This is a genomic window from Nonlabens sp., from assembly GCF_018401815.1.
Classification (GTDB): domain Bacteria; phylum Bacteroidota; class Bacteroidia; order Flavobacteriales; family Flavobacteriaceae; genus Nonlabens.
This window is the reverse complement of record NZ_JAGYKG010000001.1, coordinates 215,498-228,631: the sequence shown is the minus strand read 5'-3', so window position 1 is coordinate 228,631 and position 13,134 is coordinate 215,498. Positions and strand designations below refer to the sequence as shown.

Here is a 13,134-nt window from a genome sequence, read left to right as displayed (position 1 = left end):
CCCAGCTTATATCATTAAATTTGTGCGACATCATCTACTAGTATCCTTCTATGATTAAAGACCCATCCATATCGGTTGTAATAAGTACTTATAATTCTATTCCTTGGTTAGAAAAAACCTTGTGGAGTTATGAGCATCAGATTTTTAGGCAGTTTGAGATTGTTATCGCAGATGACGGCTCTAATAAAGAAACCAAGGAGTTTATAGAGCGTTATCAACAGAAAAGCGCAAAAAAAATAATTCATGTATGGCATGAAGATAAGGGTTTTCAGAAGAGTATGATTTTAAATAAAGCACTCATGGCTTGTAACGCTGAGTATGTGGTAATGTCTGATGGTGACTGTATAGCCAGAGAAGATTTTCTTCAAATACACTATGAGCGTCGGGAGCCAGGACATTTTCTCTCTGGAGGTTATTACAAGTTACCATTAGGGCTTTCTGAAAAAATTACCGAGGAGGATATAGCCATTCAACGTTGTTTTGACTTAGAGTGGTTAAAACGTAATGGATTGCCTGCTTCCTATAAAAATCAAAAACTGAATTCAGGCTTTGTCACCGCAAAAATTATGGAAAACCTCACCCCTACCAATGCAAGTTGGAATGGACACAATTCCAGCGGTTGGTTAAAAGACCTCATAGCGATCAATGGTTTTGACGAACGCATGCAGTACGGTGGTCAGGATCGTGAATTAGGAGAGCGCCTATTTAATTATGGGATCAAATCCAAGCAAATAAGGTATAGTGCAATCTGTTTGCACTTGGATCACGCTCGGGGCTATAAAAATCAAGATTCTATCGACAAAAACAAGGAAATTAGAAAGGCAACAAGAGATGACAAAAGGAACTTTACTCTCTTTGGAATTGTAAAGCAAGAGAAGTAAGTTGTATTAAAACAGCCTTAATGATAGCCTTTCAATTGGATTGTATTTATTTTGATGAAATCATTACCGAACTATAATTTTCTTTAATAAATCGATCTAAATCTCCAAACATTAATTCTGGAATGAATTGTTGATACAACTTAATGGCTTGGGCTTTCAACTGTTTAGGGGGTAAGTTATCGTATAATTTTGGTCGGTAGTCTTTTAAGTGCACCGAGAGGTGCCTTTTATCATCTTCATTGACATTCCAAGAGGCCTTATTGATCCATGGGCTGAAAATAGTAAATGCAGGGATGTCAAGTGCTTTTCCCATATTTATAGCACCTCCTTCATTTCCTATGATACCAGTACAGTGAGATACTATTGTAAGAAAATCTCTGATGCTTGGTGCAAAAGCATGGATAAAAATTTGTTGTTGAGTCTGGGCAGAACAGGAATCAAAAACAGCCTGCGCTTCTTTTTTTTGACTAGGGATATAATTAAAAAGCAGTTGTGATGCAGTAGCAGCTACAAACCTATCTAAAACCTTGGCCATGTAGGCGTAGGGTAAGGTTTTGTTTTTATTACTTCCCAAAACACTTACCATGGTGAGGGGTTGTTCAAGATCAATATCTTGTTGATACAGCCATTTTTTTCCTTCTGCTTTTTCTAAATCGGTGAGGTAAATTTTTGGTTTTAAATGCCATTGTACGTCTTTGGTGAGAGGTGAGGTGAGCAGCATTCTACTTCCTAAGGCAAGACCAGTTTTGTAAATAGAAGGATCAGGAGTGTTTTTTACAACATCGGTATAGGCCAGACTTGAAAACCATTTATGATAACCTATTCTTTGTTTCGCACCTGATAATAGAGATAATAAGGCAGTATTATTTTTACCATAAGCATCAATAAGAAGGTCGTATTTTTTGTGTTTTAGCTTTCGCGAAAGCGAGATCACTCCACTCATTTTATCAAAATCAAATTTGGAGACTTTAATTAGTCCATCGATCGCAGGGTGATGTTGTACCAGCGCATCAGCATGTGCTATGACAAGGTAATCTAGATGAGCGTCAGGAAAGGTAATCTTCAGCTGATCTGCAATGATAGTGCTTGTAAGCACATCTCCCAGCATTTGATATTGAATGAGCAATATCCTCATTACACGGCTACGTTGTACTCCCGTAAAGCATCGTTAAGGGACGTCTTTTTATTAGTGCTCTCTTTGCGCTGTCCTATGATTAATGCACAAGGAACGTTAAAAGTTCCCGCCGGAAACTCTTTAGCATAACTTCCAGGTATGACTACAGATCTCGCTGGTACACGACCTTTATATTGAACAGGCTGATCGCCTGTAACATCTATAATTTTAGTACTTGCTGTGAGTACAACATTGGCGCCTAAAACAGCTTCCGACTCTACATGAACGCCTTCTACCACGATACACCTCGAGCCTATAAATGAATTGTCTTCTATAATGACAGGCGCTGCTTGAAGAGGTTCTAAAACTCCACCTATACCCACACCACCACTTAAATGCACATTTTTACCTATTTGAGCACAACTTCCTACGGTTGCCCATGTATCTACCATAGTGCCTTCTCCTACGTAGGCACCTATATTGATATAAGAAGGCATCATGATCACCCCTTTTGAGATATAAGCCCCATGTCTTGCTACAGCATTGGGTACTACACGTATTCCTTTGCTCTTATAACCTGTTTTTAATGGTATTTTATCGTGATACTCAAATGGACCGCATTCTATGGTTTCCATTTTCTGAATGGGGAAGTATAAAACGACAGCTTTCTTGATCCATTGGTTAACGATCCATCCATTTTCAGTAGGTTCTGCAACGCGCAGCGTACCGCGGTCTAGCATATCTACCACTTCTCTAATAGCACTTTGAGTGACTCTATTCTCTAATTGGGAACGATCTTCCCAAGCATTTTCTACAACAATTCTTAATTGATTCACAATCTATTATTTTTACAAATATAGGGGCAAAGTTTTTGAATTGCTTCTTTGGAGCTAGCATATTAGTACATCCTTTTTCATTTGATTATTTTTGCAAACGTATGGCAAGATTACTAGCAATCGATTACGGTAAAAAAAGAACAGGAATAGCAGTGACTGATCCTATGCAAATTATTGCCTCTGGACTCACCACTGTAGCCACTCGCGATTTAACCGCTTTTCTTCAGGAATACCTGGGCAAAGAAGAGGTGCAAGCTATAATTTTGGGGGAGCCTAAGCAAATGGATTACACGGATAGTGAGCTAGGACCATGGTTGCGGACATATGCGTTACAATTACAAGAATTGTTTCCCAATGTAAAAATAGAACGTGAGGACGAACGTTTTACATCAAAGATGGCTCATGCGAGTATGCTTACTAATGGTCTAAAGAAAAAGCAACGACATAATAAAGCTTTAGTGGATGAAATAGCAGCGACTATTATTTTACAGAGTTATATGGAACGCAAAAGATGAACGCTATAAAACTTCTAGTGTTCTTGTCATCATATTGATCAACAAGCGCATCAATAGTTTTAAAAAGAAAAATAATTAAGTTTATTATTTATTAATAGGCATTGAACTTTAATCGTTTAAGAACATGATTTTACCAGTAGTCGCTTATGGCGATCCCGTTTTAAGAAAAAAAGCAAAGGATATTACTCCTGAGTACCCACAATTTATAGAAATTCTTAAAAATATGTGGGAAACCATGTATAATGCTAGCGGAGTTGGGCTTGCTGCACCTCAAGTGGGCTTGCCTATTAGACTGTTTCTAGTAGATACCACTCCTTTTTCAGATGATCCAGAACTTCCTCAAGAAGAGTCAGAACAACTTGGCCAATTTAAAAAGGTATTCATTAATGCTGAGATCATAGAAGAAAATGGGGAGGAATGGGCTTTTAATGAAGGGTGTTTGAGCATTCCTAATGTAAGGGAAGACGTTTACCGTCAAGAAGAAGTGGTGATCCGTTACTTAGATGAAAACTTTGTAGAACATACAGCTACGTATAGCGGGTTAATTGCGCGGGTGATACAACACGAATACGACCATATAGAAGGCATTTTGTTTACCGACAAAATTTCAAGTCTTAAAAAGCGGTTGATAAAAGGCAGGCTTTCTAACATATCAAAAGGAAAAACTGATGTGGATTACCGCATGCGTTTTCCGGAGGTCAAAGGAAGAAGGCAATAACAACCATCTTCACAAAAAAAATGTGAAGTGTTTACATAATTACTAAGGTTAGGTGTAATGATATATATTTGCGCCGCTAAAAAAGAAAAAGATGAGTTTAGAAAATATATTGTCCATAACAGGTAAGCCAGGGTTGTACCAATTAAAAAGCAAGGCTAAAAACGGCTTTGTAGTAGAATCTTTGTTAGATAAAAAAACTTCTATTGTAGGTATCAATCACAATGTAAGTGTTCTTAAAGATATCTCTATTTACACTTACACGAAAGAAATGCCTTTAAAAGTGGTTTTAAAAAAAATAGCCGAAAAGGAAACTAACGGTCCAGCGATCAACCACAAGGTAGGTAAAAAGGAATTGGAAAATTATTTTAATGAAGTACTTCCAGACTATGATGAAGAGCGTGTTTATGCCAGTGATATTAAAAAGGTAATACAATGGTACAACTTGCTTCAAAATAATGACCTTTTAGGAGCTCTAGAGGAAGAGTAACACCCTAGTGTGTTGAAAATTTTAAAAAGCCTTTACGTTAAAGTTAAAATAGAAAGGCGTTTTAAAATTTTATTGAATAAAAACTACTTTCTAACAAACGGAATGCGGTAGGTAATTCCATAGGAATATCCCACACCTATGTCGTTAGTATCAAATGTTCTACCAAATCCTGGTGCGTATAGATTGTCAAAATTCTCTGGTGTTTTTTCTGAAAGTCGTCGTTTTAATTGAAGGTTTGCAGTTAGGTAGAGGTTATTCAAAACCTGTACTTTAAATCCAAATTGGATTTCTAACCAAATCATATTCAAACCAGAAAACTCTCTATCAACAACATTAGTAAAAACAGGAAAATAGTTGTTATCTATATTGTAATCGTATCTATGTAGTGTTTGTGACATAGTTGCATAACCTAGTCTAGCGCCTCCATAGATCATGTTATCCATGTCCAACCAATTTTGATAAAAGTTGTAATCGACCCCAGCTTTTATAAAGGAACCTGAAGTCTTATAATCAACACGTTCACTAGTTTTATTTAAAGATTCAGCACCTAGTTCACCAGCGACGTATAATCGTTTTGACATTCGGTAATCTGCTAGGATTTGAAAACCAGTATAATCTTCGTCTATACCAGTTCTTATCAAACTAGCAAGGTCTATACCAGCGCGCAGTCCATATGCTTGTTGATAGATGAGGCTGTCATTTTTGATCTCGTTTTCGCCTTGAGCGGTACTCAACAAACAGGAGAGAAGAAGTAATATGCTAATGAAGTATTTGAACATGTACGTCTGTATTATTCGTTACCTGATCTTCTACTATAATCACTCTTTCTATCCATTGATTTCCAGTAGTCTCTACTGTTTGAACAGCCACAAGATTATTGTAAACAACTCTAAAACCGCAAGCTCTACTGACATATGCTTCTCCAAGAATATAGTTGAAGTCTATGTTGTCTGAATTTACAACTCCATCTTCTGTGAGAATCAGGTTATAACTGGTCCTGCTACTATCGGTACGCAAAGGAATAGAGATACTTTCTGTATTGCTCAGTGTGGTTGACCCGTCGGTATTAAGAGGGGCAAAAGTACTACTTCCTATTTCTTGAACTTGGATGCGATCCACTGCCTTATTCTGTAGCGGATTCAACAGATCTTTAAACTCAATAACCAGTCTAGGGGTTACCGCCTGATCTGGTGTACACAAATCATCTTTTTCACAACTGCCACATAGAACTGCTGTGGTAAGGATTAAAAGTATGCAGGAGAATTTATTCATTTTAATTGCTTAGCGCTAGTTGCCATATCCACCTCTTTATCGTAAACCAGCTTTGTTAAAATATCTGAAGTAGGTCCATAACTAGGTCTGTGAATATAATCAGAAAGAACGCGGTTTCCTTTTTTGTCAAAAATAGTATAGGTGGGAAAACCTTCTAGATTTATTTGCTGTTGAATAATGCTTCCTTGCTCTTCGGTTAAGAAATAGTGTTTTCCTTTAATCTGATACTCTGCAATAGAGGGGATGTATGCTTTTTCTTTACTGGCATGGCATAAATAAACAAACTCTACATCCTCTTTAAATTTCTCGTGAAGTGCTGGAGAAGCTTCTTTAAACTCTGCTTTGCAAGGCCCACACCAAGTGGCCCAGTTGTCGATGTATATTACTTTGCCATTTGCATTGCTTATGATTTCTTCAAGAAACGTAGCTGCATCATCGCTTTTAAACGTTAGTAATTCTGCTTCAGCAGGAATTTGTGGTTGTTCAATAAGGTCTTTAGTTTTTTTATACTCTTGTTGAATGGCAGTAAGCAGGGAAGAGTCTTTTAAATAATCCATAAGCTGCTCAGAATTATCTTCATAGAGCTTTGTAGAATGGTCGTCTAAATCTCCCATTACCAGCATGGAAACAGTATGCTGGCTCAGGTAACTACCTTCTTTAAGAGCACTTTCAATGACCACCTGATCGATTTCTTGTGGAGTTGCTTCAGGGAATTTTTTTTCTATTTCTCTAGAAGCATAAGCATGGTTGTTGTATAGAATACTATTGACAGCATTCGTATTGACCAAATCTTCCTCGGTCAATTCAGGTAAATGAATCAATTCTTTGTAATAAGGACTGTCCATTTCTGGTACTTTTTTACCGTAGTACTTGGCAAAAGAGGCGTAATCCATTTTTGTATTGATAACAGCAAACTTCTTATCTGTTGCGATGTAGTCTTTTAGGTACTTGTTGAGTGTTGTATCATCCAAGTAGTTCTTATAATAGTCGTTAAGTTTTTTAGTTTGGTCATCGATAAGCTTTTCTAAGTCCTGGTAACCCAGCTCACTTTCTTTCTTATAAAAGGCTTCAGTCTTTAGTGGATTGCTCGCGAGGTATTCTTGAAATTTTTTCTGAGTGGCTGCAGTTTTACCGCCAAAGTTGAGGTTCTTTTTAAAAGCGGCTTCATCTTTACCTTCTGTATAGTTGATGAAAATGCTATCTCCAGGAATGGCTATAATTTGAAAACTATTATTGCCGTATAAAGTAAGCGCACTTGCCGACGCTAAAGGGAAGGAAGTGGTAAACTGACCATTTTCATTTATTAGAGCATCTTCTTGGAAGGACTTTTTGCTCATCATGTCATAACCATAAACCGTAATCTTTTCTAATTCTAAAGAATCAGTAAGTTGTAGATGACCAGAAATAACTACGGTATTCTGTTTTTGTTTAACGTCTTCTTGAGCTTCTTTACAAGAGCTAGAGAGGATAACGAGCGCTATAGCGCAAAATAGATTTTTCATTGTATCTTATTTTTTTAATTCTAATAAAACTACATTCTCCACATGGTGTGTTTGAGGAAACATGTCGACCGGTTGTACCTTAACGATGGTATACTTCTCATCTAGTAATGCCAGATCACGCGCTTGTGTTGCACTGTTACAACTTACATAAACAATACGTGCTGCACTTAATTTTATTAATTGAGCGACCACATCTTTATGCATACCGTCTCGTGGCGGATCGGTAATAATGACATCGGGTTGTCCGTGTTCATCGATAAAGTCTTGTGTAAAAACTTCTTTCATATCGCCTGCAAAGAAGGTGGTATTTTCTATACCGTTATGCTTTGCATTGGTTATAGCATCTTCTATAGCTACAGGAATAGCTTCAATTCCTACAACGTGTTTTGCTTGTTTTGCTACAAATTGTGCAATGGTTCCTGTTCCTGTATACAAATCATAGACCAGCTCTTCTCCAGTAAGTCCAGCAAAGTCTCTTGTGATTTTATATAGTTCATAAGCTTGCTTGCTGTTGGTCTGATAAAATGACTTGGCATTGATCTTGAATTGCAAACCCTCCATTTCTTCATAGATATGATCACGGCCATGATAACAAATCACGTTTTGGTCATAAATGGTGTCATTTGCCTTTGCATTGATGATGTATTGCAAAGAAGTAATTTGTGGGAAGGTTTCCTTTAAATGATCTAATAAGGCCCGTCTTTGCGCTTCATTATCTTCAAAAAACTGGATCACTACCATATTTTCTCCGGTAGAAGACATGCGCAGCATTAACGTGCGCAGTGTTCCAGATTTTTCTCTTGGGTTGAAGTAGGATATGTTTTCCGCTTTCGCGAAAGCGTGCACACTCAACCTAATATCCTCTCCTATTTGCGGATGTAGATGGCACTCGTCCAGGTGTAAAATCTTATCCCACATCCCAGGAATATGAAAACCAAGTGCCTTTTTATCTTCAATTTCTATGTCACTTTGAATCTCTTCTAGAGTCAACCAACGGTTTGCAGAAAAACTGAACTCCATTTTGTTGCGGTAGCGGTATTGTTCTGAAGAGCCAGCGATAGGAGTCATTTCTGGAAGTTCTAAGTGACCTATTCTCCTTAGATTTTCAGAGACTTCTTTTTGCTTAAAATACAGCTGACTTTCATAAGTCATGTGTTGCCATTTACAGCCTCCACAGGTGTTAAAATGCTTGCAAACGGGCGTGGTGCGTCTATCGCTTAATTCAATAAATTTAGTTACTTTCCCTTCGTAGAAGGACTTCTTTTTCTTAAAGGTTTGTATGTTAACCACGTCGCCAGGGACTGCATCTGTAAGGAAAATTACTTCACCTTCTTCTGTTTTTGCAACACTTTTACCTCTTGCGCCAGCATCTACTACGGGTACATTTTCAAAGGACTTTTGAGCTCTTTTTATTCGTTTTGACATAGGTGACAAAATTAATGTAATTCTACCAGTATATTCCAACACGCACCACAATTATAGGTTTTTATAGAATCGTTGAACAGCGAAGTAGTTGGGTTTGAATTCAGAATTTCGCAAATTCTTAAAGCGTATTGTTTTAATCCTCACATCGAAATGGTTAAATTGCGTCAAAAGAACAAAAGCACAACTATGAGCGTGGATACACAGAGCAAAGCACAACATTATATAGATTTAGAAGACCAGCACGGAGCACACAATTACCATCCGTTACCCGTAGTGCTAGAAAGAGGTAAGGGGGTTTATGTCTGGGATGTAGATGGAAAGCAGTATTACGATTTCCTAAGTGCTTATAGTGCGGTGAATCAGGGCCATTGTCATCCTGCTATTGTTAATGCGATGAATGAACAAGCCCAAACGTTGACGCTTACTTCAAGAGCCTTTCATAATGATAAACTAGGATGGTACGAAAAGTACTTGACTGAATATTTTCAGTTTGACAAGGTATTACCAATGAATACTGGTGCTGAAGCTGTGGAAACAGCGATTAAGATTGCACGTAAATGGGCGTATGAAAAAAAAGGAGTAGCAGAGCATGAAGCAAAAATAATTGTTTGTGAAAATAATTTTCACGGTCGTACAACGACGATTATTTCCTTCTCCAATGATGAAGGGGCCCGCAAAAACTTTGGTCCTTATACACCTGGATTTATTAAGATCCCTTACAATGATACAGAAGCTTTAGAAAAAGCACTTCAAGAAGAAAATGTAGCAGGATTTTTAATTGAGCCTATTCAAGGAGAAGCTGGTGTATTTACACCGCATGATGATTTTATGAGGTCTTCTCGTGATTTGTGTAAAAAATACCATGCGTTATTCATTGCAGATGAGATCCAAACCGGAATCGCAAGAACTGGTGGTTTGTTAGCGGTATGTGGAGATTGTAATTGTGAAGCACATTGTGAACGACAAGAAAAAACTTACGCACGTCCGGATATATTGATTTTAGGAAAAGCGTTGTCTGGTGGCGCTTATCCTGTAAGTGCTGTATTAGCAGATAATGAAGTGATGAATGTGATCCAGCCAGGACAACACGGTTCTACTTTTGGAGGTAATCCTGTAGCAGCTGCTGTAGCAATGGCAGCACTTGAAGTGGTGAAGGATGAACACTTGATTCAAAACGCTCGTGTGTTAGGAAACTATTTCAGAGCTGAAATTAATAAGTACATTGAAACAACTGATACAGTTGTTTTGGTAAGAGGTAAAGGTTTGTTGAACGCTATTGTCATCAACGATACAGAAGATAGCAAGACGGCATGGAACATCTGTTTAAGGTTAAGAGATAATGGATTGCTTGCTAAACCTACACATGGAAATATTATTAGATTTGCACCACCACTCGTGATGACTAAAGACCAACTTGACGAGTGTATTTCAATTATTATTAAAACACTGAAAGAATTCGAATAAGATGGAAGTACAAAACCAACCTCAGTACTACTGACTTATTAAGTCTTAAAACAAAAAAAGGGAAAGCGCGAGCTTTCCCTTTTTAAGTATGATTTTATAAGATTTATCTACATCCAGCTTTTTCAGCGGCTTGATATAGTTGTTCCATGGATTCTGCTGGCATTCCTTCCATTCCTTCAAACACCCCTATGTACCAATCAAAAAATACACATGGATTAACTAATGACCATATTACAAATGTTAATCCGATAAATGATAGGACTAAAGAAACAATGGCAACAGTTCTTGCAGTTTTCATTGCGTTAGCGTTTACATACTCATCTGGGTTGGCATGGTATTTAGCGAGTTCTTTGTTTGCTACTACAAGTGCTATAATAGCAGATATGGTTCCTATACCGTATACACAACAGCATAAAAATCCGATAACAGATAAGATGTATACTAAGGTGGTGTTTAATTTTTGCATGGTTAATCGGTTTTAAATTTCAGGTTAGTTGATCACTACCTTGCAATGTTACAATAATTTTTAATGAATTGCCATTTTAGCTATAAAACTGGTAAGAATAGTACCTATGGTAATGATGGTCGCCCAAAGTTTTATGTGCTCCCCATATTTCACATTTGCCCACCAATCAAAAATTAGAAATAAGAATAAAAACATACCTGGAAACAATCCAGGGTACATAAAAAAGGAGTCTTCTAGACGGCCATCTAACAATAAAGATATAGAGCGTTGGATGCCACATCCAGGACAGTCTAATCCTATTAATTGTTTACTCATACAAGGCAGCATCCAACTCTCATTCATAAATATGGGTAGTGTATTAGTTAGAAACACTTACTTTGGCAGCTGTTTCTTGTTCATTAGTGGTGACTTTAGCAATGTAAATAGCGCTTGATAAAGAAGCGGTATTGTAACGGTAACTCGCTTCAATAGAAGTAGGCCTGATAGAGAATAATTGCTTTCCAGCAAGATCGTACAAAGAAATATTCACGATTTCTTTTAGCTTGGGATTTAACACGGTCAATTCTTTGTTGTTGTTATTTTGGAAAATATCAAAATTACTATCTTTAATGATATTATTACTTAGGGTTCCAGAAGTATTTTTAAAAGTGATTTCAAAACGATTGGCATGGTGTCCAGGGGCAATAAGTAAGGTTTTGTTTCCAGATTTGATATCGTGATATACATTAGTTTGAGTATCGTGTAAATAAACGTTTGCAGGATTAAAATTGATTAAAAAAGCAAGTTCAAACTCTACCTCAATTGGAGTGGTATTACTACTATCTATTTGAACTCCAATAGGTAAAATCATGTCTTCATCAAATGCTTGTGAAGAAAGGCCAAATTCCCCATGAGTTCCTATTTTAATATAAGCATCTGTTGCTATTCTTCCAGAAATAGCAGCTTCCCAAGCAAAGTCATAAGCTTGTGAAGTGCTATCGTCAAAAGCAAAGGTGAGTGGTCTGACATATAATCCATTAGGAATAACATTTATAACCATCTTAGGTATTTGATGTGCAATGAGCGCATCTTGCGGGTTAGAACTGGTATTTCCAGGAGCAGATTTGAAAATAGAAGACGACCCATCTTCTTTTTTCAATACGCGCATAGCATTATTAAATTCAATTTGTTCCCCTATTTGGCCTCCAGGTAATAGCACTCCAGTAGTAATATTAGGCGTTGCTCCTTGTAAAAAAGAATTTGATGTGTTTGGCACATCAGTAGTTGTTCTGGATATAAAAATACCTTGACCAATGGCGGCATACCTTCTCTTTCCATCTGTTGAGCTTTGACTTGCAGTAATTCCACCTCCAGCGAGTTGCGCTGAACTAGTAACTATGTTACCATTGTTATCTGTTCTTCTAAAAATCGGCTCTAAGTAGGTCCCACTGTTTGCGTATCCATTGTCCGTTCCAACATCAAAACCCATCGGTACATATCTAGCATAACCCCCTAAGTAACTGGTTAAGGAATGAGATGTTTCTTCTTGAGAAATCCAAAATTCTACCCATGGATCCATTTTAACGGTATTGGCCCCGGTGTCTTTGGCATTATGTTCTAAAAATCTTTTTAAATCTAAGGCACTTGGATAAGGATTACCTGCAAGTGTACCATTGTCATTACCTACTCCTACCAGAACTGTTCCATTGTTAGGACGACCTCTAAAATCATATCGTTGTCCCGCCTCGCCATTATTGAATATACCATAGTTAAGACCTCCCATATCTTGCACTCCTTTCATTGTGAAGCCGTAACCAGTGCGAGTAGTTTGTGTTCCATTAAATATCGTCCATCCCGCGTAACCGGTAAGAGGATTGCCTCCACTATCATAAGTCCATAACCATCTTCCGGCAATCCGCAATGCAGTCCCACCTGTATTGCCATCATCAGACATCCCATTTCGTACCCCGTAAGCAAGTATTTGAGAGTCTCCTGCCTCAGTAGTTAAATCAGTAGAGGTGATGTTTGTGTCGGAAGTGTCTACAGTAGGATATTTAATTTGTGTATTATTAAATCCCACGTTACCGTTGATTCCAGTTAATTGATTGCTCACTGGTGCAGACCAGTAATTGTAAGTAAATTCATTAGAAGTACCTTCTTGGAAAACAGAAATGAGGCCATTTCCCTCATTAGCTACATTATTTTCTTGCAGTAATTGAGCTTCTTCTCTTAAGTATATTTTTGAATTGGTATCTAGGTTGATTTTATCTTTAACATAAATGCTCGTTCCTTTGGAGTAAACGAAATTATCACCAACTACCCAAAGCTGAGCCGCGGCCACTTGAAAGGCGCAAACAGCTAATAATAAACACCGTACATTTTTCATAATAGGAACTTTAACAAAGTAAAAATAGAATTTTAAGATCCTTATCCTCAATAGTTTTAGATAAGTTTATAGATTTGTGCCATAAATTA

14 protein-coding genes are annotated in these 13,134 nt (G+C 37.4%); 5 read left to right on the top strand and 9 right to left on the bottom strand.

Annotated elements, in window-relative coordinates:
* Nucleotides 1-50 precede the first annotated feature (50 nt).
* The gene (locus tag KG732_RS01110) at nucleotides 51-881 is read left to right on the top strand and encodes a glycosyltransferase family 2 protein (RefSeq protein WP_213520390.1); all 831 of its coding nucleotides are present in this window, start codon (nucleotides 51-53) and stop codon (nucleotides 879-881) included.
* A gap of 46 nt (nucleotides 882-927) precedes the next feature.
* Here KG732_RS01110 and KG732_RS01105 read toward each other — a convergent pair whose 3' ends face one another.
* Nucleotides 928-2,016, bottom strand: a complete 1,089-nt coding sequence (locus KG732_RS01105) for a glycosyltransferase family 9 protein (protein ID WP_292901277.1) — start codon at nucleotides 2,014-2,016, stop codon at nucleotides 928-930.
* Nucleotides 2,016-2,831 carry a 2,3,4,5-tetrahydropyridine-2,6-dicarboxylate N-succinyltransferase gene (locus tag KG732_RS01100; protein WP_213520388.1) on the bottom strand — a complete coding sequence of 272 codons (816 nt, stop codon included), beginning with the start codon at nucleotides 2,829-2,831 and terminating at the stop codon, nucleotides 2,016-2,018. Before KG732_RS01100 ends, KG732_RS01105 begins: the two co-directional genes overlap by 1 nt.
* Nucleotides 2,832-2,932: 101 nt before the next feature.
* Here KG732_RS01100 and ruvX point away from each other — a divergent pair, with 101 nt between their 5' ends.
* From ruvX to KG732_RS01085, 3 genes are all read left to right on the top strand, one after another.
* Nucleotides 2,933-3,346, top strand: a complete 414-nt coding sequence (gene ruvX, locus KG732_RS01095; RefSeq protein WP_213520386.1) for a Holliday junction resolvase RuvX — start codon at nucleotides 2,933-2,935, stop codon at nucleotides 3,344-3,346.
* A 124-nt stretch (nucleotides 3,347-3,470) separates the two neighbouring features.
* Nucleotides 3,471-4,064, top strand: a complete 594-nt coding sequence (def, locus tag KG732_RS01090) for a peptide deformylase (RefSeq protein WP_213520383.1) — start codon at nucleotides 3,471-3,473, stop codon at nucleotides 4,062-4,064.
* A 91-nt stretch (nucleotides 4,065-4,155) separates the two neighbouring features.
* Nucleotides 4,156-4,551, top strand: coding sequence for a DUF5606 domain-containing protein (locus KG732_RS01085; RefSeq protein WP_213520381.1), 396 nt, complete (start codon nucleotides 4,156-4,158; stop codon nucleotides 4,549-4,551).
* Nucleotides 4,552-4,634: 83 nt separating this feature from the next.
* Here the strand turns inward: KG732_RS01085 and KG732_RS01080 are convergent, their stop codons facing one another.
* From KG732_RS01080 to rlmD, 4 genes are read right to left on the bottom strand one after another with little or no spacing between them, the layout of a single operon-like run.
* Nucleotides 4,635-5,330, bottom strand: coding sequence for a DUF6048 family protein (locus tag KG732_RS01080; protein ID WP_213520379.1), 696 nt, complete (start codon nucleotides 5,328-5,330; stop codon nucleotides 4,635-4,637).
* On the bottom strand, nucleotides 5,311-5,823 hold the full coding sequence (locus tag KG732_RS01075; protein WP_213520377.1) for a DUF6452 family protein: 513 nt from the start codon (nucleotides 5,821-5,823) through the stop codon (nucleotides 5,311-5,313). Before KG732_RS01075 ends, KG732_RS01080 begins: the two co-directional genes overlap by 20 nt.
* On the bottom strand, nucleotides 5,820-7,325 hold the full coding sequence (locus KG732_RS01070; protein WP_213520375.1) for a TlpA disulfide reductase family protein: 1,506 nt from the start codon (nucleotides 7,323-7,325) through the stop codon (nucleotides 5,820-5,822). The genes KG732_RS01075 and KG732_RS01070 overlap by 4 nt, the downstream gene beginning before the upstream one ends.
* Before the next feature lie 6 nt (nucleotides 7,326-7,331).
* Complete coding sequence (gene rlmD / locus KG732_RS01065; protein ID WP_213520373.1) at nucleotides 7,332-8,750, bottom strand: 23S rRNA (uracil(1939)-C(5))-methyltransferase RlmD; 1,419 nt, start codon at nucleotides 8,748-8,750, stop codon at nucleotides 7,332-7,334.
* A 186-nt stretch (nucleotides 8,751-8,936) separates the two neighbouring features.
* Here rlmD and rocD point away from each other — a divergent pair, with 186 nt between their 5' ends.
* Nucleotides 8,937-10,214, top strand: a complete 1,278-nt coding sequence (rocD, locus tag KG732_RS01060; RefSeq protein ID WP_213520371.1) for an ornithine--oxo-acid transaminase — start codon at nucleotides 8,937-8,939, stop codon at nucleotides 10,212-10,214.
* A 103-nt stretch (nucleotides 10,215-10,317) separates the two neighbouring features.
* Here rocD and KG732_RS13005 read toward each other — a convergent pair whose 3' ends face one another.
* Genes KG732_RS13005 through KG732_RS01045 form a run of 3 tightly spaced genes read right to left on the bottom strand, consistent with a single transcriptional unit; the run spans nucleotide 10,318 to nucleotide 13,045 of the window.
* On the bottom strand, nucleotides 10,318-10,680 hold the full coding sequence (locus KG732_RS13005) for a CCC motif membrane protein (RefSeq protein WP_292891718.1): 363 nt from the start codon (nucleotides 10,678-10,680) through the stop codon (nucleotides 10,318-10,320).
* A gap of 60 nt (nucleotides 10,681-10,740) precedes the next feature.
* Nucleotides 10,741-10,995 carry a DUF2752 domain-containing protein gene (locus tag KG732_RS01050; protein ID WP_213520369.1) on the bottom strand — a complete coding sequence of 85 codons (255 nt, stop codon included), beginning with the start codon at nucleotides 10,993-10,995 and terminating at the stop codon, nucleotides 10,741-10,743.
* 43 nt (nucleotides 10,996-11,038) lie between these two features.
* Nucleotides 11,039-13,045, bottom strand: coding sequence for a T9SS type A sorting domain-containing protein (locus KG732_RS01045; protein ID WP_213520367.1), 2,007 nt, complete (start codon nucleotides 13,043-13,045; stop codon nucleotides 11,039-11,041).
* Nucleotides 13,046-13,134: the final 89 nt, after the last annotated feature.